The 25,335-nt window shown below is 74.8% G+C and carries 16 protein-coding genes; 4 read left to right on the top strand and 12 right to left on the bottom strand.

The features are described from left to right. Window positions 1-2: 2 nt before the first annotated feature. Complete coding sequence (locus JIG38_RS17855; RefSeq protein ID WP_307845013.1) at window positions 3-983, bottom strand: carbohydrate ABC transporter permease; 981 nt, start codon at window positions 981-983, stop codon at window positions 3-5. An 84-nt stretch (window positions 984-1,067) separates the two neighbouring features. Further along, a complete protein-coding gene (locus JIG38_RS17850) occupies window positions 1,068-2,399 on the bottom strand; it encodes an ABC transporter substrate-binding protein (RefSeq protein ID WP_199425067.1) in 1,332 nt (443 codons plus the stop codon). A 318-nt stretch (window positions 2,400-2,717) separates the two neighbouring features. Here JIG38_RS17850 and JIG38_RS17845 point away from each other — a divergent pair, with 318 nt between their 5' ends. Then, complete coding sequence (locus tag JIG38_RS17845; protein ID WP_307845012.1) at window positions 2,718-3,746, top strand: LacI family DNA-binding transcriptional regulator; 1,029 nt, start codon at window positions 2,718-2,720, stop codon at window positions 3,744-3,746. A 27-nt stretch (window positions 3,747-3,773) separates the two neighbouring features. Here JIG38_RS17845 and JIG38_RS17840 read toward each other — a convergent pair whose 3' ends face one another. From JIG38_RS17840 to JIG38_RS17820, 5 genes are all read right to left on the bottom strand, one after another. Next, a complete protein-coding gene (locus tag JIG38_RS17840) occupies window positions 3,774-4,688 on the bottom strand; it encodes a hypothetical protein (RefSeq protein ID WP_199425065.1) in 915 nt (304 codons plus the stop codon). 106 nt (window positions 4,689-4,794) lie between these two features. Continuing rightward, a complete protein-coding gene (locus JIG38_RS17835) occupies window positions 4,795-6,966 on the bottom strand; it encodes a M66 family metalloprotease (protein ID WP_199425064.1) in 2,172 nt (723 codons plus the stop codon). Window positions 6,967-7,204: 238 nt separating this feature from the next. Continuing rightward, on the bottom strand, window positions 7,205-11,812 hold the full coding sequence (locus JIG38_RS17830) for a multicopper oxidase domain-containing protein (RefSeq protein WP_307845011.1): 4,608 nt from the start codon (window positions 11,810-11,812) through the stop codon (window positions 7,205-7,207). A gap of 373 nt (window positions 11,813-12,185) precedes the next feature. Beyond that, entirely contained in the window at window positions 12,186-12,440 is a 255-nt protein-coding gene (locus JIG38_RS17825) for a hypothetical protein (protein ID WP_199425106.1), read from the bottom strand. Between the two features lie 145 nt (window positions 12,441-12,585). Further along, complete coding sequence (locus JIG38_RS17820; protein ID WP_199425062.1) at window positions 12,586-14,502, bottom strand: phosphoenolpyruvate carboxykinase (GTP); 1,917 nt, start codon at window positions 14,500-14,502, stop codon at window positions 12,586-12,588. Between the two features lie 127 nt (window positions 14,503-14,629). Between JIG38_RS17820 and JIG38_RS17815 the strand changes: the two genes are divergently transcribed. From JIG38_RS17815 to JIG38_RS17805, 3 genes are all read left to right on the top strand, one after another. Continuing rightward, window positions 14,630-16,132, top strand: a complete 1,503-nt coding sequence (locus tag JIG38_RS17815) for a helix-turn-helix domain-containing protein (protein ID WP_199425061.1) — start codon at window positions 14,630-14,632, stop codon at window positions 16,130-16,132. Between the two features lie 61 nt (window positions 16,133-16,193). Further along, window positions 16,194-18,275, top strand: a complete 2,082-nt coding sequence (locus JIG38_RS17810; protein WP_199425060.1) for a S9 family peptidase — start codon at window positions 16,194-16,196, stop codon at window positions 18,273-18,275. Window positions 18,276-18,323: 48 nt separating this feature from the next. After that, a complete protein-coding gene (locus JIG38_RS17805) occupies window positions 18,324-19,856 on the top strand; it encodes an ATP-dependent DNA ligase (RefSeq protein ID WP_199425059.1) in 1,533 nt (510 codons plus the stop codon). 125 nt (window positions 19,857-19,981) lie between these two features. Here JIG38_RS17805 and ligD read toward each other — a convergent pair whose 3' ends face one another. The 5 genes from ligD to JIG38_RS17780 form a co-directional block, all read right to left on the bottom strand. After that, a complete protein-coding gene (ligD, locus tag JIG38_RS21160; protein WP_307844950.1) occupies window positions 19,982-21,598 on the bottom strand; it encodes a non-homologous end-joining DNA ligase in 1,617 nt (538 codons plus the stop codon). Window positions 21,599-21,631: 33 nt separating this feature from the next. Next, window positions 21,632-22,885: a hypothetical protein gene (locus JIG38_RS17795; protein WP_199424573.1), complete on the bottom strand. Its 1,254-nt coding sequence runs from the start codon at window positions 22,883-22,885 to the stop codon at window positions 21,632-21,634. A 111-nt stretch (window positions 22,886-22,996) separates the two neighbouring features. Further along, window positions 22,997-23,218 (bottom strand): hypothetical protein, encoded by a 222-nt coding sequence (locus JIG38_RS17790; RefSeq protein ID WP_199424574.1) that lies wholly within the window; start codon window positions 23,216-23,218, stop codon window positions 22,997-22,999. Window positions 23,219-23,374: 156 nt separating this feature from the next. After that, entirely contained in the window at window positions 23,375-23,935 is a 561-nt protein-coding gene (locus JIG38_RS17785) for a YqgE/AlgH family protein (RefSeq protein WP_199424575.1), read from the bottom strand. Window positions 23,936-24,004: 69 nt separating this feature from the next. Next, window positions 24,005-25,297, bottom strand: coding sequence for a flavin-containing monooxygenase (locus JIG38_RS17780; RefSeq protein ID WP_233405061.1), 1,293 nt, complete (start codon window positions 25,295-25,297; stop codon window positions 24,005-24,007). Window positions 25,298-25,335 lie beyond the last annotated feature (38 nt).

Genomic DNA, 25,335 nt, shown 5'->3' with positions numbered 1-25,335 from the left:
GGTCAGTCCTCCTTGCCGCGCAGGCCGCGGAACTGCAGGGCGTTGAGGGCCAGGAGGCCGACGAGGACCATGACGGACAGCGCGGCGGCCAGCCCGAGGTGGTTCTGACCGGCGAAGGCCATGTTGTAGACGAGCTGGACGATGGTCACGGTGCTGTTGTCCGGCCCGCCCTTGGTGAGGATGAAGAACTGGTCGAAGGCCAGCAGCGAGCCGGTGACGCAGAGGATCGTGCAGAGCGCGAGGGACGGTCGCAGGAGCGGCAGCGTGATGCGCGCGAAGATCTGCCACCGGCTCGCGCCGTCGATCCGCGCGGCCTCGTAGACGTCGCCCGAGATGCCCTGCAGGCCGACCATGAGCAGGAGCATGTAGAAGCCCGCGAACCGCCAGACGATGAGGAAGACGGTCGACCACAGCGCCGAGTCGGGGGTCCCGAGGAACGACACGGGTCGGTCGACGACGCCGAGCGCGGCCAGCACGGGGTTGATCGGGCTGCTCTGCGGCGAGTACAGCGCGTAGAACAGCAGCGACGCCGACGCGAGTCCGAGCGCGCTCGGCACGAGGATCGCCGTCCGCAGGAGGTTCTTCCAGCGCGTGCTCTCCTGCACCACGAGCGCGAGGCCGAGGGCCACGCCGAGCAGCAGCACGGTCGTGATGACCGTGTACTTGAGCGTGAAGCCGATCGCCGGCCACAGCAGCCGGTGCTGCGCGGCGTCGACGAAGTTGTCGGGCGCGTTGAGCCCGCGGTTGCCCGCGAAGAGGCTCCAGTCCGAGACCGACATCTGCAGCACGAGCAGGATGGGCACGACGAAGAACACGAGGACCATGGCCGCCGTCGGGGCGGCGTAGGCCCAGCCCTGGAGCGAGCGGGGCAGGCGTCCGCGGCCGAGGCGGGCCGTGAGGACGGACCGGCGCGTGCCGCCCGGACGGTCGGTCGGGCCGGCCAGCCCGGGCACGGGCGGGATGGTGGGGGTGGTGGGGGTCACGGTGGGTCTCCTTGCGCGGACGGTGGCGGCCGGGCCGGCCGGCGGGAGCGCGTGCGCCCCCGCCGACCGCCGCGGGCGTCCGGACTACTGGCTGAGGACCTCGGTGATCGCCGCGTTGTCCTCCTCGACGGAGTCCCCGTCGCCGAAGATCGCGTTGCGGAAGAGGGTCAGCCACGGCGAGTCGGTCGCGTTGTACGCCTGCTGGAAGTTGCGGGCGAACGGCGTGCGGCTGTTCGGGTCGGCCGCGACCTCGTTGATGGTCACGACGCGCGGGTCCGCCTGCGAGTACTCGTTGTCCGCGAGGTCCGTGCGCGCCGTGACGTCGCCGTTCTTCGCGAGGACCTCGACCTGGGCGTCCTCGGACATGAGCCACGCGAGGAAGTTCCACGCCTGGTCGGTGACCTCGGAGTCCTTGGAGATGCCGATGCCGTCGCCGCCGATGAAGGTCGAGACGCCGCCGTCGACGCCCGGCAGGCCGCTCACGCCGACGTCGACCGTCTCGCTCGCGGTCGCGAGCAGCGTGGCCGGGTAGGGCATCACGCCGATGTTGCCCTCCTGGAAGCCCGCGACCCACGTCGCGCCCGTCTCCTCGGACGCGCCCGGGTACAGCGCACCCGCCTCGTCGAGCTCGCGCCAGGTGGAGTAGACCTCCCGGGCCGGCTCGCTGTCGAGGTACGCCTCCGTGCCGTCCTCGTTCATGACCTCCTCGCCCGAGGCCCAGATCATCGGGAACCACGTGAAGACGCCGCAGCCGCCGCAGTTGCCGCCGAAGAACGAGCCGTACACGCCGGGCTTGTCGAGCGCCTGGACCGCGAGCGCGTGCTCCTTGAACTCCTCGATCGTCGTCGGGCCCTGCTCGGGGTCGAGGCCGGCCTCGCGGTAGAGGTCCTTGTTGTAGAACATCACCGACAGGTCGAGGACGAACGGCAGGACGTACTGGCTGCCGTCGTAGGTCCCCGCCTCGACGTGGCCCTGGTTGATGTCGTCGGCGAACTCGAGCGAGGCGATGCGGTCCGTGATGTCCGCGAACAGGCCCTGCTCGGTCCAGTTCGGCACGTACACGATGTCGGCGGCGAACAGGTCGGGCAGGTCCCCGCTGCCGGCGGCGGCGCCGACGCGCGCGACGTAGTCGTCGTTGGGCGTGATGGTCAGCTCGACCTGGTTCTCGTGGCTGGCGTTGTACGCCTCGACGAGGAGGTTGGCCTGGGCCTCGAGCGGCGCCCGGGTCCAGAGGGTGAGGGTCGTGCCGTCGTCGACGCCCTCGGGCGACGCGGCGGCGCCGCCGTCACCCGTGTCGCCACCGTCCGCCGTGCCGCCGTCGTCGCCGCCGCAGGCGGCGAGGCCGCCCGCGAGGAGGGCGGCGGCCGCGATGCCGACGACGGCGCGACGCGCGCCTGGCCTGACGAAGCTCCTCATGGTGTGTCTCCTGGCTCGTGGCGAGCGTGTGAGCGCTCACCTGGGTGGGGGTCCACGGCCCCCGGTGGGCGAGGGACGTGGGCAACGATGCAGTTCTGTGTTTCCGCCCACGACACCAGACCGCCGCACCGCGGCTCCGTCGACGCGGGAAACCGTCGCTGCCTGCAACGATGCATCCCGGTCGACGCGCGCGAACACACGTCCTCGTGCCGAAAAGGTTTTCACAAAGTATTCAGGCGAGGGACCCGCGTCAAGGGACTTTGCGGTTACAGTTCAGGCACGGCGGCCGACCCGGCCGTGCGCCCGGGAGGAGACGCGGTGTCGAGGACGAGCGGTGCGTCGACCCGCGCGACGACGCTCAGCGACGTGGCCCGCCTCGCCGGCGTGTCGATCTCCACCGCCTCCAAGGCGCTCAACGGGCGCGAGCAGGTGCGGGCCGAGACCCGGGCCCGCGTGCTCGACGCGGCGGAGCGCCTGGCGTTCTCGCCCAACGCGCTGGCCCAGGGGCTGCTCGCGGGCCGCACGGGCACCGTGGGCCTCATCACGTCCGACCTCGACGGCCGCTTCTCCATCCCCATCCTCATGGGCGCCGAGGACGCGTTCGGGTCGGGTCGCACCTCGGTGTTCCTGTGCGACGCGCGCGGCGACGCCATCCGCGAGCAGCACCACGTGCGCGCGCTGCTGTCGCGGCGCGTGGACGGCCTCATCGTCGTCGGCGCGCGCCCGGACCCCCGTCCCCCGCTCTCGCCCGGCGTCCCGGTGCCCGTCGTGTACGCGTACGCGCCGTCGCAGGACCCGGACGACGTCTCGCTCGTGAGCGACAACGTCGGCGGGGGGCGCATGGCGATCGAGCACCTGCTCGCGTGCGGCCGGCGGCGCATCGCGCACCTCACGGGGGACCCGACCTACGGCGCTGCGCAGGACCGGTCGACCGGCGCCATCGCCGCGCTCGAGCGCGCGGGCCTCACGCTCGCGGGCGGCACCGTGTACTACGGCACGTGGTCCGAGGCGTGGGGGCGCGGGGCGACCCGCCTGCTGCTCCAGCAGGAGCCCGAGGTCGACGCGATCTTCGCGGGCTCCGACCAGATCGCGCGGGGCGTCGTGGACGCCCTGCACGAGGCGGGCAAGCGCGTCCCCGAGGACGTGGCCGTCATCGGCTTCGACAACTGGGAGGTGCTCGCCGCCAACGCGCGGCCGCCCCTGACGAGCGTCGACATCAACCTCGAGCACCTGGGCCGGGTCGCGGCCCAGCGCCTCGTCGCGGCGATCGACGGGCACGCCGCGTCGGGCACCGAGGTGCTCCCCTGCCGTCTCGTGACGCGGGCCTCGACCGCACCCCTCGGCTGACCCGGCCGGCCGTGCCGCCGGGGTCCGTCAGCGGCCCGCCCAACGCAGGACGCGCAGGGCACGGAGCGTGAGCCATCGGCTCGGCCCGCCCTCGACCTCGCCGAGGTCGACGAGGAGCCGCGCGTGGCGGGCCTTCTCGAGCGGCCAGCGGCCGTCCGGCCCGCGCTTCGCCTCGAGCAGGTCCAGCGCCTCGTCGGCCCGCGCGTCCGGGGCCGGCCGCGCGAGGCGCAGGTGGTCGAGCGCGCGCGCGACGTCGTAGTACAAGCCGCTCGGGAAGGCGAGCTCGAGCCAGCGCTCCTGCCCGACGCCGCCGTCGGACAGGCGGTGCAGGAGGCGCCGCTCGAGCAGGTACTCCTCGCCGCGCTCGCGCGCGGCCGCGACGGCCGGGTCGGGCCCGACCGAGCGCTCGTGCTCGAGCAGGCCCTCGAGCACGTTGATCGTCGTGTCGAACGAGCCGCGCACCGAGCCGTTCTCCTGCTCGCAGTTCCAGCCGCCGTCGGCCATCTGCTCGCCGAGCAGGCGGTCGACGACGCCGCGCACGTCCTGGCCGAAGTACGCGCCGATCGCGACGACGCGGCCGTTGATGCACGGCTCGACCTCGCCCTCGAAGAAGCGCAGGTCAGGGTCGTACTCCCAGCGGGCGGCGTCGTGCACGGGCGCGAGCGCGCGCCGCGCCTGCTCGCTCGCCGGGTCGAGCCCGAACGTCCGCAGGAGACGCAGCGTCGCCTCGGTCGAGACCCACTCGGGGAAGAAGGTGCCGCCGCTCCAGCGGCCGTCCGGCTGCTGCGCCGCGAGCAGCTGGGCCCCCCACCCCTCGGTCGCGACGCGGGCGCGCTCGGCGGCGACCTCCTCGGGCGGGGCGTCGAGCAGGTCCTGCAGCACCTGCCAGCGGATCGCGGGGTCGGAGTCCAGCAGCCAGTCGAGGACGCTCACCCTCGCCATCGTGCCGACGATCGCCGCCCCCGTCACCCCCACCCCGCGAGCCGCCGAGGTCGACACCCGGCGCCGAGGTCGACAGCCGGGGACCGTCGACCTCGGCGTGGGCTGGTCACGCCTCCGGGGTGGGTTCCACCGTGATCGTGACCGTCGCCTCGGCGTCGCGGACGTGGACGGCGACCCGGTGCTCGCCCGGCTCGAAGCTCGTCCAGGCGTCCAGGCCGCGCGCGACGTCCTGCCCGTCCACGGTCCACACGGCCTCGTCGCGCTCGACGTCGGCTCCCGTCACCGAGGCCCACAGCCGGACCGTCCGGCCCGCGACGTACGTGCGCCGGTCGACCGGGTGGAGCACGACGACGGACGGGGCGCGCTCGGGCAGGCGGACGCGGAACGGCTTCGAGTAGGCCGAGTGGAAGCCGTCGTGCGCGACGACCTGGAGCACGCCGTCGCCGCCCGGCACGTCGGCGAGCGGGATCCGCGCGCCCCGCTCGGTGAGGCCCGTCGCGACCGACTGCCACTCCTCGCCGTCGCGCGACCAGCGCAGCCAGTACTCGACGACGTCGCCCGACGCCTCCCACTCGACGCGGACCGACTCCTCGTCGGCGTCCGCCCGGCCGTCGCCCACGCGCGGCGGCTCGGCGGGAGCGCCCCGCCGCCAGACGACGTCGTCGCCCTTCGTGATGTCGATCGACGCACCCGGCGCGACGTCGGGAACGAAGGCCTGCGCGAGGTAGCTCGTCGGCGCGAACGCCCGGCCCGTCCCGCCGCCCCCGCCGCAGCCGCACGCGTCGGTGTCGAGGCGGAGGAGCGCGCCGCTCGCCAGGACCTCGCCGGCCTCGTCGCGCAGGTTCGCGGTGAACGCCGTCTCGACCGCGCCGCGCAGCGCGGTGTGCGCCGTGACGCGCGCGACGTGCATGACCTCGACGACCTTGCCCCGCTCGACCTTGACGATGAGTGACAGGACGTCCTCGGCGCGCGACGGCGGGAACACGGGCAGCTCCAGCTCGAACGGTGGACGGTCGAAGGGCGGCGGCTCCTCGGGGAACGGCGGCCACGTGCGCATCTCCTCCCAGACGAGGTCCTTCCACCAGAAGTGGTCGATGCCGACGGTCCGGGGCGTGAAGCGGTCGTTGTCCAGCAGCCTGCCGTAGTGGTGCAGCCCGATCCACGCGGGGCCGCCGTACGCCATGAAGTCCCGGAACGTCGCGGGCGACGCGATCGTCCCGGTGTTGACGTCGAGCCCGTACTCGCCGGTCGAGGCGCGTCGCGCCGCCGGGGTGTCGTACGGCTCGTACGCGGGGTACGCCGGGTCCGCGTTCGGCGCGCCGCCCGCCGGGGCGTGCGGCAGCCCGGCCGCGTGGCCGGCCTCGTGCGCGAGGATGCCGGGCTGGTCGACCGGCCCGACGGCGACACCGCCGCCGCCGCAGCCGCCGACCGGCCCCATCGGGACGCCCGCGGGCAGCAGGCCGTAGTAGATCCAGCCCGGCCGGTTGCCGTCGGCGGTGCGCGCGTTCGCGACCCGGCCGTGCAGCGCGTCCCAGTTCGGGCCGCAGCCGCTCGTCGGGAAGACCGCCTGCTGGAGGTGGGTGGTGAGGGTGAGCGTGCCGGCGGTGCGGAACTCGGCGGTCGACTCGACGGGGAAGAGCGTCAGCGCCGTGCCGGACATCGCCTGGAGGGCCGCCAGCCCGGGCGCGGCGATGGTGAGGTCGGGTGCACCCGCGGCCATGCTCGCGGGCCCGTCGTACGCGATCATCACGCCCGCGAGCCGCAGGGTCTGCCGCAGCGTCGCCGCGACCTCGACCTGCCCGCTCGTCGAGCGACCGCCCGCGTCGACCCGCGCGACGAGGCGCAGGGTGCCGATGACCTCGTCGGCCGGCAGGACGAAGTTGATCGACCCGCTCGCGCTCCCGCGGCGGGCCGCGTAGCTCGTCGAGCGGGACGGCGGGACCGACGTCATCGAGGAGGGGTCCGGGCTGAGCGTCGCGATCGTGTCCCACCGGAAGCCCCAGCGACGCCGCTGGACCTCGAGCGTCGCGGTGACGCCGCCGGCGCCGACGAGGCTGTTGACGTACACCCGCACCCAGGCGGGCTTGTACGCGACGAGGCGGACGCCGTTGTCGGGCCCGCGGTCGCCCGCGTCGGTGAGGTGCTGAGGCGCGTCGTACCACTGGACCGCCTGCGTGACCTCGATCCCGGCGAACCAGAGGCCGAAGATCGAGTGGTAGTGCTCGGGGAGGAACCGCTCGACCTCGAGGTCCGAGCGGAGGAGCTCGCTGATGTCCATGGTGCGTCCCGTCCCGCGTGCCCCGGAGGGCCCGTCCGTGCGAGGTCCGCCGGCGAGCCGGCGGGAGGACGCCGGGTCCGTCGTCGCGGTGGCGCCCTCGCACTCTCAGGAGCGGGCGGGCGCGCGCTTGTGACGACTCGGGTGTGCCGGCCACGACGGCGCGGGCCGGCGTGGACGGCGCGGACGCGCGAGCGCGGGGCCCTCCTGCAGGGAGGACCCCGCGCCCCGTGCGACGACGTCAGGCGGCGGGCACCACCGTCCACGGCGACCACGTCGTGCCGAGGGCGTTCCGCGCACCCACCCGCACGGACCACGGGACCACGGCGAGGTTGCCGCTCGTCCAGGCCGTGCTGCCCGCGCCGAGCGTGACCGTGCCGGTCGGGGTCACCCCGTCGCGGCTCCACTGGACCTGGTAGCCGGTCTCGCCGGCCACGTCGCCCCAGCGGACCGTGATCCGCTCGGACGCGCCCTGCCGGACGGCGGTCGCCGAGCTGAGCACCGGCGCGACCGGCGCTGCGACGCTCACCACGGCCGGGGCGCCGAAGGCCGTGCCGGCGACGTTGGTCGCACCGACCCGGTAGGAGTACGACGCGCCGAGCGCCACCGTGGTGTCGGAGTACGACGTCGTGTTGCGGGCGAGCGTCGCGAGCGTCGACCACGTGACGCCGTCCGTCGAGCGCTGGACGACGTAGCCCGTCTCGTTCCCCGCCCGGTCCGACCACGCCAGGGCGACCCGCGGGCCCGCCTGGGCCGTCGCAGCCAGCCCGGTGGGCGTGGCCGGCGCGTTGACGCCGACCGCCCCGGAGACGGACTGCACCGTCGTGCTCGGCAGCCCGGAGCCGTAGCCCACGGTGTTGCGGGACACCACGCGGTACAGGTACGCGGTGCTCGCGTTCGACGTCGGGTCACGGAACGTCCGGGTGCCGTGCGTGTTGCCGGCGAGGGGCTGGGTGAGGGTGCCGACGGTCGTCCAGGTCGTCCCGTCGCTCGTGCGCTGGACCTGGAAGTCCGTCTCCGTGATCGAGTTGTCCGCCCAGCCGACGACGATCCGCCGGTTGTTCCCGGTGCCCGACGTGCTGAACGTCAGCCCGTCGGCCGTCCGCGGCGGCAGCGCGAGGCTGACCGGCCGCATCATGTCCATCTCCTCGTGGGACAGGATGTGGCAGTGGTAGACGTACTCCCACCCGAAGTTGACGAGGCGGTTGGAGATCGCCCCGATCGGGTTGCCCTGGACGTCGACGCTGTTGAACATCGCCGTCGAGCCGGTGGGCATCATCGGGTTGAGGAGCCGGACGGAGTTCGGCACCTCGAAGGGCACCGTCGGCACGATCGGCCGCAGGGCGACGATGGTGTCCTGCAGGGGCGCGATCCGCACCGTGTCCTTCCACCCCAGCTCGTTGGCGTCCGGGCGCATGACGATGTTGTCCCACGTCACGCGGTTGAGGACCTGGACGTCGTAGAGGTGGAAGTGGATGGGGTGCGTGTCGACCCCGTTGTGGGTGAACCGCCAGATCTGCGTGCCGTCGCTCGCCGTCGAGATGGGCGTGACCTTCACGTCGGCCTCCGGCAGGCCCGTCCCGTCGATGATCTCCGTCGCCGGGTTGACGTACGGGTAGAGGGTCACGTTCTGCGCCCCGGGTGTGGGCGGTGAGGCCTCGACGCCGAGGTTGGCCGACATCCGGCCGAACTCGTCGAAGGTGACCGCGTTCATCTCGTCGTGGATCGCCTTCGGCTGGAGCGGCATCGTCATCCGGCTGGACTGGCCGCGCAGGGTGTTGAACGCGAACGACGCCGTGTCGTTGACGCGCACGAGGCCGTCGCAGCGCTGCAGCGTCGAGCCCTTGGCGTTGCAGTTGCCCGACGCGGCGAAGGTGCTGCCGTAGGCCGAGTTGTACGGGGACTGCCCGACGATGATCGGGTGCTGACCGGACTCGAAGACGCCGGTGCCCTGGGCGTTGTGCCGGAAGGCCGCCTGCAGGCGGGCGAGGTCGAACGCCGGAGCGGGCGCGACGTCGGCGATGGTGACCTGCATGACGGTCCGGGTGTTCGGTCCGTACCCGGGCAGGATCTCCGGTGCACCGACGGGGCTGAGGTCCGGCCCGCCGGTGTAGTAGTCGTACGAGGGGACGCGTGCCGGGAACGCCGCCGGCGCGTCGTTGTAGAGGATGAGCGTCTGCCCGGCGAACCGCGAGAAGTCGACGACGACGTCGGCGCGCTCCGCCGGCGCCAGGAGCAGGGAGTGCTGGTCCACGTTGCCGACGTCGAACCGCGTCGGGTCGGTGATCCAGGTCGTCGGCTGCTGGCCGTCGATGACGGCGGGTGCCGGCAGGAAGCCGCCCTCGCTCGCGATCTGCACCCAGTCCGGGCCGGCCGAGCTGTCGTTCGCCTGGACGGGCGTCGGGAACACGGTCGGGTCCTGCTGGGCCGCGGCGAGCTCGGCCGGGTCGAGCGCGACCTCGGTCGTCCCGTCACCCTGCGTCGGGTCCGCGGTGTACCACTGGAAGTTGAAGAACCTGTCGTTCGCGGCGTTGAGCACCCGCAGGCGGTAGGCCTTCGGCTCGAGCGTGAGGGTCGGGTACGCGACCCCGTTGACGACCGGCGTGTCGTTGAACTGCTCCATGCCGACCGAGATGTTCGGCGTGCCGGGGATCTCCTGCGGTTCGCAGAACGGGTCGGTCTGGTACTGCCACGTCGACGGGTCGTCGAGGTCGCAGGTCGGGTCGTAGTACGGGTTCGCGATCGGCCCGTACACGGTGTCGGCGGCCGGTGGCCAGAACCACGGGCCGTACATCCAGCGCCCGTACGAGCTCATGCCGGACGGGTCGCCAGGGTTCTGCGCGGGCATGTACACGTGGTGGTACCAGAAGCTGCCCTTGGTGCCCCACCGACCGGTGTCCCACGTCGGGTCCTGCGCCGCCAGCTGCGCGGCGTCCGGCACGAACGTGCGGTCCTGCACGATGAGCGGGATCGTCTCGGCCGCACCGGGGATCGTCCCCGCGGCGACGAGCGCCTGCTCGGTCGGGTCGGTGATGGTGTAGCCGGCGGCCTCGCCCGCGTACACGTTGAGGCGCGTGATACCCCACGAGTGGTCGTGGTAGAACATCATCCGCGCGCTCTGCTGGTTCGTGTAGTAGAACGTCTGGCAGCCGTCGTCCGCCGCCGCGCACTGCGCGTCGCCCATGTCCGGCACCTCCGACACGCTCACGCCCTGGGGCCACGGCGTGCCCTCACCCGCGGGGGTGATCCACTGGTGCGGCGTGCCGTCGCTGATCCACGGCGTGATCCCGCCGTGCAGGTGCAGCGTGGCGCGGTTGTCCGCGAAGCAGCCCTCGGGCTTGGGGTCCTGCGAGCAGTCCGGGTTGCGGACCGCGTCGGTCACCGACCCCTGGTCCACCGGCGGCGCCATGTCCATCGGGCCCATGCCCGAGCCCATGAGGCTGCTGTCGGTCGGCAGGAAGAGGTCGCCGTCGGCACCCGTCGGCAGCAGGTTGCGGAAGACGATGCGGACCGGGCGGTCCTTGGTCGCCCCGATGATCGGGCCGAGGAACTGCGGGCTCGTGACGCCGAGGTACGGGGTCCCGGTCGGGTCCACCAGGGGTACCCGGGTGCCGTCGAGGAGCTCGTTGGCGAGCGGCACGTGCTGGCTCACGTCCGCGTTGTCCGCGGTCTCGAGCTGCACGTACCCCCGCACGAGCGTGGGCGGCAGGTCCACCGAGAAGCTCGTGCGGTACTGGACCAGGCCGATGACGTACTCGTCCGCCTCGACGCCGTCGTACGTCTTCGCCTCCGGCACCGCGACGGGGAGGAACTTGGCGGCCGGGTCGGTCGGGCACCCGGCGCCAGCAGGGTCGCACGGCAGCGGCAGCTCGGTCTGGAACTTGCGCATGCCGGGCGTGAGGTAGCCCGCGCCGGGCGTGAGGACCTGGAACGAGGTCACGGCGCCGACGTCCGTGTGCGACGTCGCCGAGGCACCCGTCCCCACGCCGGCCGGGTCGCTCACCGTGACGGCGGGGGCGCTCGTGTAGCCGGAGCCGAACGCGTCGACGGCGACCGCGCTGAGCGCGAGCGTCGTGGTCGCGGTCGCCGGCGTCGCGCCCGCGATCGGGTCGTACAGCGTGCCGTCGTGCACGGCGACCCCAGGGGCCGTGGTGTAGCCCGAGCCCGGGTCGTCGACGACGACGGCGGTGATGGTGCCGTTCTCGTCCATCCCGTCGACCGCGTCGCCGTTGGCGATCATCGGCACGTGGGCCTTGGCCTGCGTCCCGTCGGGGAGCGCCGGGAGGTCGAACTCGACGGTCGGCATCGTGTAGCCGGCACCGCCGTCGGTGATCTCGACGGCGTCGACGCCGCCCGAGGCGGTCGCCGTGGCGCCGGTGCCGCCGCCGCCGCTGAGCTCGACGACGAAGCCGCCGTAGCCCGACCCCGGGGTGTCGACGGTGACGCCCGTGACCACGCCCGTGGCCGAGACGGTCGCGGCGGCCTGCGCGGTCCCGTCGCCGCCGGTGATGGTCACCGTGGGCGGCGTCGTGTAGCCGGAGCCCGGCGCCGCGACCTCGAGCGACGCGATCCCGCCCGTGACGGGGTCGACGACCGCGCGGGCCTCGGCGCCCGAGCCGTCCCCGGTGACGGTGACGGCGGCGTCGGACAGCGTGAACGGGCTGTTCGCCCAGTTCGGCCACGGCCCGAAGTAGTGCGGGACCGTCGACTCGTCGGTCGGCCCGGTGGGCAGGGCGGCCGGCTGGACCACCTCTGCCGCGGCGAGGGGTTCCGGCGCCTTCGGCCGGGGACCGCCGAGGGCGGCCGTGGACGACGCCGCGACCAGCGCGGTCACCGCGACGGCCAGCACGGCGCCGCGTCTACCCCGGGGCGTCCGGCGACGGGCCTTGCTGGGGGACGTGCTGACAGGCCGCACCGATGACATCGCGCACCTCCTGGTCGCCACCCGGGGCGTGGGCACGCCGCGGGCTCGAAGGGCGGCTCGCGGAGACCGGGGCGAAATGCACAGGATCTACACAGAATGCCCCTCAGGGGGCAAGGTACGCGCGTGCCGGAATCGTCCGACAAGGCCCTAGGTCCCGCATTTCCCGACCCACGCCGTGGCCTTTTCCACGCCACTTCCCGAGGGAATTCGCCCGCGCAAGGAATCCACGCGGCGACGACAGGCGTGGACGTGCGAGGGTGCGACCGCCGGCCAGGCCGGGGTCAGCGGGCGGGCTCCGTCAGAGACGGACGAGGCGCGGGCTGTCGAGCTCCACGCGGCGGAGGTCGCCGCCGAAGTCGACGATGACGGCGCGGTCGCCGTCGAGCCCGACCGCGCGGCCGAGGCCGTGCTTGTCGTGCGAGACCCGGTCGCCGATGGCCACGGGCTCGATCTTCGCGGCGGCAGCCTCGCGCGCGGCGTTGAACGGGCTGGTCGCGAGGTACCGCGGCTTCGAGGGGAGGTACCGGGACTGACCCGAGCGGGCGGTGGCCATGTGACTCTCCCACCAAGCCCGGGACGGAGGGTCTGGTGAGTCCAGGGTACGGGGTGCCGGGCCGTGCGGGAACCCGGACCTCAGCCCCTGGACACCCGCGGTCCAGGGGCGCGCCGCACATCCGCGGCCCGGGCGCCCGCCCGCGTCAGCCGCGCGGGGCCGCCGCCAGGAGCTCCCGGGCCCGGGTGAGCTCGGCCGTGACCTCGGGCGGCACCCGGTCGCCCAGCGTGGCGAGCCACGCGGCGGTGAGGTCGTACTCCTCCGCGAGCGCGGCCGGGTCGGCGTGCCGCAGCCGGTCGACGACGTCGTCGGGCAGCGCGAGGCCGAGCAGGCCGGCGTCGTCGCGCGCGGGCACGCGGCCGAGCGGCGTCTCCTCGGCGTCGGCCGTCCCCTCGACGCGGCCCAGCGCCCACGCGAGGACGCGCGAGTTCTCGCCGAAGCCGGGCCACAGGTAGGCGCCGTCGGGGCCCTTGCGGAACCAGTTGACCTGGAAGATGCGCGGCGCGCGGTCGCCGAGCCGCTCGCCCACGCGCAGCCAGTGGGCCCAGTAGTCGGGCATCGCGTAGCCGCAGAACGGGAGCATCGCGAACGGGTCGCGGCGCAGCTCGCCCACCGTGCCCTCGGCCGCGGCCGTCTGCTCGGACGAGATCGTCGCGCCGAGGTAGACGCCGTGCGCCCAGTCGCGCGCCTCGACGACGAGCGGCACGTTCGTCGCGCGGCGCCCGCCGAAGAGGATCGCGTCGATCCGCACGCCCTCGGGCGCGTCCCACGTCGACGCGATCGAGGGGCAGCGCTCCGCGGACACCGTGAAGCGCGAGTTGGGGTGCGCGGCGGGGCGGCCGGCGTCGGGCGTCCAGTCCTGGCCCTGCCAGTCGACGAGGTGCGCGGGCACGTCCTCGGTGAGGCCCTCCCACCAGACGTCCCCGTCGTCGGTCAGCGCGACGTTGGTGAAGATCGTGTCGCTCGCGACCATCGCGACGGCCGTCGGGTTCGTCTTCTCACCCGTGCCGGGCGCGACGCCGAAGAAGCCCGCCTCGGGGTTGATGGCGCGCAGCTCGGCGTCGTCGCCCTCCCCGACGGGGTGCATCCACGCGATGTCGTCGCCCACGGTCCGTGCCGTCCAGCCGGGGACGGTCGGCTGCAGCATCGCGAGGTTGGTCTTGCCGCACGCCGACGGGAACGCCGCGGCGACGTGGTGCGTGCGGCCCTCGGGCGACGTGAGCTCGAGCACGAGCATGTGCTCGGCGAGCCAGCCCTCGTCGCGCCCCAGGACGGACGCGATGCGCAGCGCGAAGCACTTCTTGCCGAGCAGCGCGTTGCCGCCGTAGCCCGAGCCGTACGACCAGATCTCGCGCGACTCGGGGAAGTGGCAGATGTACTTGGTCGGGCTGCACGGCCACGGGACGTCCGCGCGGCGCCGGCCGGAGGAGTCGACGAGCGGGTGCCCGACGCTGTGCACGGCCTCGACGAAGCCGCCGTCGGCCCCGAGGCGGTCGAGCACCGCGGTGCCCACGCGCGTCATGAGGTGCATGCTCACGACGACGTACGGGGAGTCGGTGATCTCGACGCCGTACCGGGCGAACGGCGAGTCGACGGGGCCCATGGAGAACGGGACGACGTACATGGTGCGGCCGCGCATCGCGCCCGCGAAGACGTCCTGGAGCTGGGCGCGCATGGCGCCCGGGGCGCGCCAGTTGTTCGTGGGGCCGGCGTCGGCCTCGTGCTCGGAGCAGATGAAGGTGCGGCTCTCGACGCGCGCGACGTCGTCGGGTGTCGAGCGCGCGAGGAAGCTGCGCGGGCGCAGCTCGGGGTTCAGCCGCACGAACGTGCCGTTCGCGACGAGGAGCTCGCACAGGCGGTCGTACTCCTCGCGGCTGCCGTCGCACCACACCACGGCGTCGGGCTGGGTCAGCTCGGCGACCGACGCGACCCACGCGTGCAGGCGACGGTGGCGCTGACCCGGCCGGTGCCCGGCCGCCGGCTCGCGTCCGGCGGATCCCGTGCTCGTCCCCCCCGGACCCGTCGAGGTCGTCCGCGTCAGGGGCTCGTCGAGCATCGTCATTGCCGTCCTCCGTCAGGCCGAGGCCGCAGGCCGGTTCCTGCGGCTCCTTTCCACACTGACCCTCCGACGGGCCGCTTACAACCGCGCCAGCCGTCAAGATTGGTGATTCTTGCGCTACCGTCACGCCATGCCCGCTCCCGACGGCGGCCGGTCGCCCGCGATCCGCCTCGACGCACCCCCGGACGCGCCGCCGCGCGCCGCCGCCGACCTCCTCACGCTCGGCCGGCGCATCCGCCACTTCCGCACCGAGCACGGGCTGACGCTCGACCGGCTCGCGGCCGCCACCGGCACGACGGCGAGCCAGCTGTCGCTCGTCGAGAACGGGCACCGTGAGCCGCGCCTCTCGCTGCTCACGGCCCTCGCCGGCGCGCTGGGCGTGCGGGTCGAGGACCTGCTGTCGAGCGAGCCGCCGTCGCGCCGTGCGGCGCTCGAGATCGCGCTCGACCAGGCGCAGCGCAGCCCGCTCTACGCGGGCCTGGGCCTGCCGGCCGTCCGGCCCGGCAAGAGCCTGCCGACCGAGGCGCTCGAGGCACTCGTCGGCCTGCACGCCGAGCTCACGCGCCGGGCGGACGCCTCCATCGCCACGCCCGAGGAGGCGCGCCGGGCCAACACCGCGCTGCGGCGCTGGATGCGCGAGCGCGACAACTACCTGCCCGAGATCGAGGAGGCCGCCGAGGAGGCGCTGCGCACGGGCGGGTACACGTCCGGCGCGCTGACCCACCGCAGCGTCGCGCGCATGGCCGAGCACCTCGGCTTCACGCTCATCCACGTCGACGACCTGCCGCACTCGACCCGCACCGTGACCGACCTGGCGGGCGGGCGGATCTACCTGCCGCCCGCGTCGATCCCCGGCGGGCACGGCCTGCGCTCGCTCGCGCTCCAGGCGATCGCGCACCGCGTGCTGGGCCACGAGCGGCCCGCCGACTACGCCGACTTCCTGCGCCAGCGCATCGAGATCAACTACTTCGCGGCCGCGTGCCTGCTCCCCCGCACGGCCGCCGTCGCGTTCCTCGCCGACGCGAAGAAGGCGAAAGACCTCGCGGTCGAGGACTTCCGGGACGCGTTCGGCGTCACGCACGAGACGGCGGCCCAGCGCATGACCAACCTGCTGACGAGCCACCTCGACCTGCGCCTGCACTTCCTGCGCGTCGGCGACGACGGCGCGCTCTACAAGGGCTACGAGAACGACGGGATGCCGTTCCCCGTCGACGGCACCGGCGCCGTCGAGGGCCAGCTCGTGTGCCGGCAGTGGCCCGCGCGCCGGGCGTTCACGCGGCGCGACCGCACCACCGAGTACCACCAGTACACGGACACCCCCGCGGGCACGTACTGGGCCTCGACGCAGACGGGCTACTCGGCGTCGGGCGGGTTCTCGATCAGCGTCGGTGTGCCGTTCGCGGCCGCCCGGTGGTTCCGGGGGCGCGAGACGACGACGCGCACGCGCTCGACGTGCCCGGACCCGACGTGCTGCCGCCAGGCCGACCCGGAGCTGGCTGCGCGATGGTCGGCGCAGGCGTGGCCGAGCGCCGCCGTGCACGCCCAGATCCTCGCCCCGCTGCCGAGCGGCACGTTCCCGGGCGTCGAGGAGTCCGAGGTCTTCGCCTTCCTGGAGAAGCACAGCCGGTCCTGAGCCCGCGGGCGTGCCCCGGGGCGACGTGCGCGGCGTCGTGCGCGCGCCGTAGGTTCGGTGCGTGCTCCCCTCCGACCTCCCGCTCCTGCGTGTCCCCGGCGCCCCGGCGCTCAGCCCCGACGGCACGACCGTCGTCGTGTCCGTCACCGCGCCCGACCCGGGCACCGACGAGTACGTCGGGGGCCTCTGGACGGTGCCCGTCGACGGCTCGCGCGCGCCGCGCCCCCTGACGCGCGGGCACCGCGACACCGCGCCCGCGTGGTCGCCCGACGGCCGGCGCGTCGCGTTCGTGCGCGCGGAGCCGAAGGGCACGCCGCAGGTCCACGTCGTCGACGCGCACGGCGGCGAGCCGGTGCGGGTCACCGACGCCCCGCTCGGTGCGTCCGAGCCGCGCTTCTCGCCCGACGGCGCCCGCATCGCCTACCTCGCGCGCGTGCCGGAGGCCGGTCGCTACGTCGAGGGCGAGGACGCCGGCGGCGAGCCGCCGCGGCACATCACGACCTTCCGCTACCGGGGCGACGGCGTCGGGTTCGTCCGCGACCGCCCGCAGCAGGTCTTCGTCGTCGACGTGCCCGGCGACCCGGAGCCGGGGACCGCGCCCTCCGGCGACGTCCCCGAGCCCGTGCAGCTCACGGCGGGTGACCAGGACGTCGCCGGCCACCGGTGGCTGCCCGACGGCGACGCGCTCGTCGCCGTCACCGCGACGCACCCCGGCCGCGAGGAGGACCTCCTGCGCGACGCGGTGCTCGTGGACGCCCGGCGGGGGCCCGGGTCCGGCGAGCCGCCGCTCCCCCGGCCACTCACGGACGCCGCGCGCGGCTCGACCCTCTCCGTCGAGACAGTCCAGCCCTCGCCGGACGGGCGCACGCTGTGGTTCCTCGCGGGCGACCAGGGGCCGTCGCGCCTCGACTTCGTCGCGGCGCAGACCGGGCTGTTCTCGCTCGACCTCGGCGCGGCCCGCGCGCTCCTGGCCGACGCCTCCGGCGACGCCGGCGACGCCGGCGAGGCCCCGCCCGTCGCCCCGCGGCGCCACACGGACGTCGAGACGACCGACCTCGTCCCCGGCGTGCTCGCCGTGACGTCCGACGACGTCCTCGTGGCGGACCAGCGGCGCGGCGCCGTCGTGCTCCTCGCGCTCGCCGCGGCGGCCGAGGGCGCCGCCCCGCGCGTCCTCGTCGACGCGCCCGCAGTGGTGACGGCCGTCGACGCGGCGGCCGGCGCCGTCGTCGTCGCCGCGGCCGGACCGCTCTCCGCGGGCGACGTGCACGCGGTCGACCCGGCCGGGGCGAGCACAGCGCTGACCGACCTCTCGGCGGCGCTGCGCGCGACCGGGCGCGTGCGCGAGGCCCGCGAGCTCACCGCGACCGCGCCGGACGGCTACCCCGTGCACGGCTGGGTCGCGCTGCCTGACGCGGACCGGCACGGCCCCGGGCCGCACGCCACGATCCTCATGATCCACGGCGGCCCGTTCGCCCAGTACACGCACGCGCTGTTCGACGAGGTCCAGACGCTCACCGAGGCGGGGTACGCCGTCGTGCTCGGCAACCCGCGCGGCTCCGCGGGGTACGGCCGCGCGCACGGCCGGGCCATCCACCGCGGCTTCGGCACGGTCGACGCCGACGACGTGCTCGCCCTGCTCGACGGCGCGCTCGCCGACCCGGGGCTGCCGCTCGACCGCGAGCGCGTCGGCGTCATGGGCGGCTCCTACGGCGGGTACATGACCGCCTGGCTCACGACGCGGACCGAGCGCTTCGCGGCCGCGATCGTCGAGCGCGGGTTCCTCGACCCCGTGAGCTTCGTCGGGTCGAGCGACATCGGCTGGTTCTTCGGGCTCGGGTACCTCGGCGACGCGACGTCGCCCGAGGCCGCCGCCGCGCTCGCCGCGCAGTCGCCGATGGCGCACGTCGACCGCGTGCGGACGCCGACCCTGGTGATCCACTCGGAGCAGGACTGGCGCTGCCCTGTCGAGCAGGGGCAGCGGTGGTTCGTCGAGCTCAAGCGCCGCGGCGTCCACGCCGAGCTGCTGCTGTTCCCGGGCGAGGGCCACGAGCTGACCCGGTCGGGCAGGCCCCGGCACCGCATCGCCAGGTTCGAGCACGTCCTGCGCTGGTGGTCCGAGCACCTCCCGGTCCACCCGGCCTGACCGCGCGACGACGCGACGACGTGGGTGGGCGTGCGTAGCGTGACGCCCATGCTGCTCGCCGACGTCGCCGCCACCTCGTCCGCGCTCGCCGCCACGCGGTCCCGGCTCGCCAAGCGCGCGCTGCTCGTCGAGGTGCTGCGCCGCGCGGAGCCCGAGGAGCTGCCCGTGGTCGCGCGCTACCTCGGCGGCGAGCTGCGCCAGCGGCGCACGGGCCTCGGCTACCGGTCCCTCGCGTCGATGCCGGCGCCCGCCGCCGAGCCGTCGCTCGAGGTGCTCGCGGTCGACGCCGCCTTCGAGACCATGGCGGGGCTGTCCGGGTCGGGGTCGGCGACCACGCGCGCGGCCCTCGCGGCCGACCTCTTCGGCGCCGCGACCGCCGACGAGCAGCGGCTCCTCGCGGGGCTCGTGTCCGGGGACCTGCGCCAGGGCGCGCTCGACGCGCTGCTGCTCGACGCCGTCGCCGAGGCCGCCGGCGTCCCGGCCGACGCCGTCCGGCGCGCGGCGATGCTCGCGGGCGCGACCGAGCCCGTGGCGTCCGCGGCGCTCGGGGCCGCGTCGCCCGACGACGCCCTCGCGGCGCTGGCCGCCTTCACGCTCACGGTCGGGCGGCCGGTCCGGCCCATGCTCGCGGCCTCGGCGCCCGACGTCGCCGCCGCGGTGGCGGGTTTCGCCGGCCGGCCCGTCGTCGTCGACGCGAAGCTCGACGGCATCCGGATCCAGGTGCACCGCGACGGGGACGACGTCCTCGTGGTCACGCGCAGCCTCGACGACATCACCGCGCGCGTGCCGGAGGTGGTCGAGGTCGCGCGCTCGCTGCCCGTGCGCGCGGCGGTGCTCGACGGCGAGGCGCTCGCGCTCGACGCGTCCGGCCGCCCGCGCCCGTTCCAGGAGACGGCGTCCCGCAGCGCGACGCGCGACGCCGACGTCGCCTCCGCGATGGCCCTGAGCCCGTTCTTCTTCGACGTGCTGCACGTGGACGGGCGCGACCTCATGGGCGTGCCGCTCGCCGAGCGCCTCGCGGTGCTCGACGCGGTCGCGGCGGGGCACGTCGTCGAGCGCGTGACCACCGGCGACGCCGACGTCGCGCAGGAGGCGTTCGCCCGCTGGGTCGCCGCGGGCCAGGAGGGCGTCATCGTCAAGGACGCCGCCGCGCCGTACGAGGCGGGCCGCCGCGGCGCGGCGTGGGTCAAGGTCAAGCCACGGCACACGCTCGACCTCGTGGTGCTCGCCGTCGAGCGCGGGTCCGGCCGCCGCGCCGGGATGCTCTCCAACATCCACCTCGGCGCGCGCGACGGCGCCGGCGGCTTCGTCATGCTCGGCAAGACGTTCAAGGGCATGACCGACGCGATGCTCGCGTGGCAGACGGAGCGCTTCCGCGAGCTCGAGGTCGCCGACGACGGCTGGACCGTCACCCTCCGCCCCGAGCAGGTCGTCGAGATCGCGTTCGACGGCCTCCAGCGCTCGACCCGCTACCCCGGCGGCGTCGCCCTGCGCTTCGCACGCGTGCTGCGCTACCGCGACGACAAGCCGGCGTCGGAGGCGGACACGATCGACACGGTCCGCGCCCTCGCCACCCCCTGACGCCGACAGCACCACCCACCCACGCCGAGGTCGCTGGTTGCCGTCGAGGTCGCTGGTTGCAACCAGCGACCTCGACGTGAACCAGCGACCTCGGCGAGAAGGGCGGGGGCGGTGGGGCCGACGGGTCAGGTGAGGGGCGGGAGGGTCTGGCCGGGTTCGAGCACCCCGCGGAAGGGGTCGCCGCGGTCGGCGAGGCGGTCGAGGACCGTGCGGATCGTGAACGCGTCGGGGCGGAGCCACTCCTCGTCGAGCTCGTCCCAGGTGATCGGCGCCGACACCGGCGCCCCGGCCGCCGCGCGCGGGCTGTACGGGGCGACGAGCGTCTTGTTGATCGCGTTCTGCGTGTAGTCGAGCCGCGCCTGGCCGCCACGGTCGCGCACCTCCCACCGCCAGCTCACGAGGTCGGGCACCACGGCGCCCACGGTCTTCGAGAGCCGCTCGACCCACGCGCGCGCCTCGTCGAAGCCCGGCCTGACGGCGATCGGCACCCACACCTGGATGCCCCGCCGCCCCGTGAGCTTGGGGTACGCCCGCACGCCGAGGTGGGCGAAGGCGTCGCGGTGCAGGCGCGCGAGCAGGACCACGTCGTCCCACGCGGTCGACGGGCCCGGGTCGATGTCGACGAGCGCGTAGGTCGGGTGGTGCGGGTCGGCCGCTCGGGACGTCCACGCGTGCCACTCGAGGGCCCCGAAGTTCGCCGCCCAGACCAGCGCCGCGGGCTCGTCGACGACGAGGTAGGTCGTGCTCTCGCCGTCGTCGGCCTCGGGGTTGTCCCAGCGCGGCACCCACGCGGGCGCGTGCGAGGGGAGCTGCTTGTGCCAGAACCCCTTCTTGGCCGCGCCGTCGGGGTAGCGGTGCATGTTGAGCGGCCGACCGCGCAGGTACGGCAGGACGACGGGTGCGATGCGCGCCGCGTAGCGCACGAGCTCGCGCTTGGTGACGTCCGGCTCGCCGTCGCGACCGGGGAAGAGCACCTTGTCGAGGTTGGTCAGGCGCAGGCTGCGGCCCAGGACCTCCCACGTGCCGCCCGCGCCGAGGTCGTCGAGCGCCGCGAGCTCGTCGTCCGTCGGGCCCGCGGGCACCGGCGGGTGGAGCTCGATCGACGCCTCGGCGGCGGGCAGGTCCGAGCGCCACAGCCGGTCGGGGTCGGCCTTCACCTCGTCGTTGGTGCGGCCCGAGACGACGGACGTCGGGTGGTCCTCGGCGTCCCAGCCCTCGACCGCGTGCTCGTCGCGCTTGTGGAGCAGGAGCCACTGCTCCTTGCCGTGCTCGTCGGCCTCGCCGCGGCGCACGAGCACGAGGCGCCCGCGCAGGCGCTCGCCGTGCATCTCGGCGTGCAGCTCGCCCGCAGCGACCGCGGCCACCGGGTCGTCGGTGCCGTGGGGCTCCCACGTGCCCCGGTCCCACACGATGACGTCGCCGCCGCCGTACTCGCCGGAGGGGATGACGCCCTCGAAGTCGGCGTACTCGAGCGGGTGGTCCTCGACGTGGACGGCCATCCGCCGCGCCGCCGGGTCGAGCGTCGGGCCGCGTGGCACGGCCCAGCTGGCGAGCACGCCGCCCATCTCGAACCGCAGGTCGTAGTGCAGCCGGCGCGCGCGGTGGCGCTGGACGACGAACCTCAGGGCGCCGTCGGGCTCCGGCTCGGGCGGCCCGCCGGCCGGCTCGGCCGTGCGGCTGAAGTCGCGCATCGACCGGTAGGTCTCGAGCTCGCCCGTGCGCGCGTCGCGCTTCCTCGCCACCCGGCCACCCCCGTGCCGCTGCTCGTGCCGTCCCTAGGGGTTCGACTCTCGCGCACCGTGGAGCCCGACGCCCGACCAGTGCCACAGCCAGGCGACCCAGACGATCTGGGCGACCATCGAGCCGATGATCAGCGCGGTCCGGTAGGCCTTGGAGCTCGACGCCATCGACGCCGCCAGGAACAGCGGGAACGTCGGCATCATGAGCCGGAACAGCGACCCGTTGGGCGCGATCGTGCCCAGCAGGTAGAAGAGGTAGACGGCGGTCCAGAGGTACATCAGCGCGCCGAGCCGACGGACGGTCCTGGTCGCCATGACGACGACCAGCCCGAGCCCGAAGAGGATCGGCGCGAGCAGCCCGAAGGGCCGCCCGAACAGCCGGATCCCGATGTTGAACCACAGCTGGCCCGGCAGCGGGTGCTCGTCGCCGCGCCACGCGCCCTCGGTCTGGAAGTACGCCGTGAGCTCGCCGGTCGTCACGGCGGCGACCGCCGGCCACACGAACGTCGCGAGGCCCGAGACCGCGGTGAGCACGCCGAGGCCCCACCACCGCCGCGCGTCGACCGGCTCGCGGTCGCGCCGCATGAACCAGCCGATGCCCAGCAGCAGCAGGGTGAGCGCGAGCGGGGCCGCCATCGGCCGCGTGACGCTCATGACGAGCACGAGCGGGACCGCCGCGTAGTACCGGTGCTGGAGCACGAGCAGGAAGATCCCCACGAGCAGGAGCATCCCGAGGGACTCGCCGTAGCCGAACTGCAGGATCGGCGCGGCCGGCTGGAAGGAGAACAGCGCGACCGCGGTGAGCGCGACCGGCGCCGTGGCGCGCGTCGAGAACAGCCGGAACAGCACCAGGCACAGCGCGAGGCTCGCGATCGTCGCGATGATGGGCGCGCTGTACCGGAAGTCCACGCCGGTCACGGCGTGCACCAGGCGGGACAGCCCCGGGAGCATCGGGTAGAACGCCCACTGGTTCGTCTCGACGTGCCCCTCGGCGTCCCGCGGCAGCGGGGACGGATAGCCCTCGTCGTAGATCTTGTGGTACCAGCCGGCGTCCCAGCCGTCGATGTACTCGAAGTACCCGGGCCGCACGGGCGACCACGGGTTCTCGGCCTGCATGCGCGCGACCGTGAGCACGACGAGCACCGAGAAGACCCGGCCGAGCGCCCACACGATGCCCACCTGCTGCCACCAGGGGCGCGCGGTGAACCACGCGAACGCCCGGGCGAAGCCGCCGAGGACCCTGTCGGCCGCGGTGGAGGCCGTGGCCTCGATGCGCGCAGCAGTCACCATGGTCACACGGTAGGGCCACGGGCCGTCCGGCCGGGTGTCCGGCTCATGTCCGGGACGTCTCGTCCCCCGGCCGGCGAGGCCGTGCGTCCCCGGCCTCGCGACCGGGCGGGCTCAGCGGTGCTGCGCGGACCGCCGGTGCAGGGGCAGGTGCGGCAGGTGCGGCGTGTGCCGACGCTCCTGCCGGCGGGTGCCGGCGCCGCGGGCGTCCGTCGCGCACTGGATCTCGAGGCGCTGCTCGAGCCGGCGCATCTGCTGGCGGTAGATCGTGAGGTACAGGTCGGGGTGCACGGGGATCTCCTGCGCGTCGTCGGGCAGGCGGGTGGTGGCCGCCATCGGCCCCCGGGACGGGTTGCGCCCCGTGGGGCCGGCGGGCCGGGTGACCGGTCCGCACCACCAGCGTTCCACCGGCGCCACCGTCCCGTCCGGGACCTGTGGGTGAGATATCCGGGACCTCGGGCCCCGCGCCCAGGCGGCCGCCCCGGGTGGCCGTCAGTTGAGGCGCGGGTCGTCCGGGAAGGTCGAGACGATCGCCATGGCGCCGCCCTGGCGACGCAGCACCTGGCGCCAGAGCACCGCGGGGTCGGGCGCGATCGCGTCCGACGGGAGCGCGGGCACGACGTACCAGTCCCCCGCGGCCACCTCGGCGTCGAGCTGCCCCGAGCCCCAGCCGGCGTGGCCGGCGAACACCCGCAGCCCGAGCAGGCCGCCGAGGACGTCGGGGTCGCCGTCGAGGTCCACGAGGCCGAAGGCAGGCGAGATCCGGGTGACCGGCGCGGGCGGCTCCGTGCCCGCGCGCAGCGTCGCGACGCCGAGCGCGCCGTCGAGGCCCACGGGACCGCCCTGGAAGAGCGTCGCCGGTTCGCTGACGACGTCCTGCCACGAGGGCAGCACGGCGCCGAGGTCCACGCCGAGCGGACGGTTGAGCACGACGCCGAGCGCGCCCTCGCGGTCGTGGTGCAGCAGCAGGACGACCGACCGGCGGAAGTTCGGGTCCTCGAGGTGCGGCACGGCGACGAGGAGGTCGCCCGGGGAGAAGGCCTGCCGCACCATGCGTCCCATCATCGGCCCCGCGGCCGTCGCTCGCGACGCCGCACGCCGTCCCGCCGCCCGCGGCCGCGGTCAGCGCTGCGCCACCCCGACGGACGGAGCCCCGGCCCCGGCCCGCTCGCGCGCGATGGCGCGCGCGATCCGCACCGCGTCGATCCGCATCTCCCGGAGCATCCCGCTGATCGGGTTCGTGAAGCCCGTGACGTACAGCCCCGGCGCTCCGGGCGCCGTCCGGGCGCCGCGCGCGCGGGGCAGCCCGCGCGCGTCCAGGACGCCGAGCCCGCCGAGCAGCGACTCGAGACCCGGCCGGTAGCCCGTGGCCGCGACGACGACGTCGGGCGTCACGCGGGCGCCGTCGGCGAGGACCACGGCATCGGGCTCGAAGCCGACGACGGCAGGCACCGGCTCGACGCGGCGCGCGCGCACCGCGGCCACCAGGCCGACGTCCTGCAACGGCACCGTGCCCTGACGCACGCGGGTCGCGACGCCGACCGTCGAGCGCGGCAGGCCGTACGCGGTGAGGTCCGGCACGCCGAGCCGGGTCACGACCACCCCCATCCGGTCCACGAGCGGCACGGGGAGGTGGCGCACGAGCACGCCCGTCGCCTGGGCGGGCCACCCGGCCGTGCTGCGCCGCACGATGTTGGGCGCCGTCCGGAACGAGAGCCGCACGCGCGCCGCGCCACCCTCGGCCAGGTCGACCGCGATCTCGGCCCCCGTGTTGCCCGAGCCCACGACGAGCACGTCCCGGCCGCGGAACGCGGCGGGCGCCCGGTAGTCGCGTGCGTGCAGCAGCGTCCCCGGCCACGCCTCGACGCCGGGCCACGCCGGCACCGCCGGGACGTGGTTGTAGCCGGTGGCGACGACCACGTGGGGCGACGCGAGCGGCTCGCCGTCGCCGGCCGCCTCGGTGCCCTCGAGCAGCCACCGGTCGCCGTCGCGCACGACGGCGGTGACCTCCACGCCGGTACGCACGTCGAGCCGGTGGTGGGCCGCGTAGCGCTCGAGGTAGGCGACGACGTCGTCGCGGCTCACCCAGCGTCCCGCCGACCGGGGGATCGCCAGCCCGGGCAGCGCGGACATGCGGCGCGTCGTGTGCAGGTGCAGCCGGTCGTAGTGGCCGCGCCACGACGACGCGACGACGTCGGCCCGCTCGAGCACGACGGCCGGGACGCCCCGGCGGCCGAGGGCCGCGGCGGCCGCGAGGCCCGCGGGCCCGGCGCCGACGACGAGGACGGGTGCGGCGACGGCCGCGGCGTCGGGAGCCATGCCCCTTCCTACCGCGCCGCCCGGGCCCTCGGACAGGCTCACGGGCAGGCCCGGCCCGAGGGCGTCGACCGCCCCCGCGGCCCTCCCCGCGGACATGCCGTATCCACGGTGTCCGGTTCGTCCCACAATGGGGC

This window comes from Actinotalea solisilvae, assembly GCF_016464425.1.
Lineage (GTDB): Bacteria > Actinomycetota > Actinomycetes > Actinomycetales > Cellulomonadaceae > Actinotalea > Actinotalea solisilvae.
Note: the sequence above shows the minus strand (reverse complement) of the source record. Positions and strands in the feature narration are given on the sequence as shown.

What these genes read in the sequence shown, in the direction of transcription:
- JIG38_RS17805 (WP_199425059.1), top strand. Translation starts at nt 18,324, where the DNA reads ATGCTGCTCGCCGACGTCGCCGCCACCTCGTCCGCGCTCGCCGCCACG.
- JIG38_RS17785 (WP_199424575.1), bottom strand. Translation starts at nt 23,935, where the DNA reads ATGGTGCGGCAGGCCTTCTCCCCGGGCGACCTCCTCGTCGCCGTGCCG.
- JIG38_RS17780 (WP_233405061.1), bottom strand. Translation starts at nt 25,297, where the DNA reads ATGTCCGCGGGGAGGGCCGCGGGGGCGGTCGACGCCCTCGGGCCGGGC.
- JIG38_RS17790 (WP_199424574.1), bottom strand. Translation starts at nt 23,218, where the DNA reads ATGGCGGCCACCACCCGCCTGCCCGACGACGCGCAGGAGATCCCCGTG.
- JIG38_RS17840 (WP_199425065.1), bottom strand. Translation starts at nt 4,688, where the DNA reads ATGGCGAGGGTGAGCGTCCTCGACTGGCTGCTGGACTCCGACCCCGCG.
- JIG38_RS17825 (WP_199425106.1), bottom strand. Translation starts at nt 12,440, where the DNA reads ATGGCCACCGCCCGCTCGGGTCAGTCCCGGTACCTCCCCTCGAAGCCG.
- JIG38_RS17835 (WP_199425064.1), bottom strand. Translation starts at nt 6,966, where the DNA reads ATGGACATCAGCGAGCTCCTCCGCTCGGACCTCGAGGTCGAGCGGTTC.
- JIG38_RS17820 (WP_199425062.1), bottom strand. Translation starts at nt 14,502, where the DNA reads ATGACGATGCTCGACGAGCCCCTGACGCGGACGACCTCGACGGGTCCG.
- JIG38_RS17815 (WP_199425061.1), top strand. Translation starts at nt 14,630, where the DNA reads ATGCCCGCTCCCGACGGCGGCCGGTCGCCCGCGATCCGCCTCGACGCA.
- JIG38_RS17850 (WP_199425067.1), bottom strand. Translation starts at nt 2,399, where the DNA reads ATGAGGAGCTTCGTCAGGCCAGGCGCGCGTCGCGCCGTCGTCGGCATC.
- JIG38_RS17795 (WP_199424573.1), bottom strand. Translation starts at nt 22,885, where the DNA reads ATGGTGACTGCTGCGCGCATCGAGGCCACGGCCTCCACCGCGGCCGAC.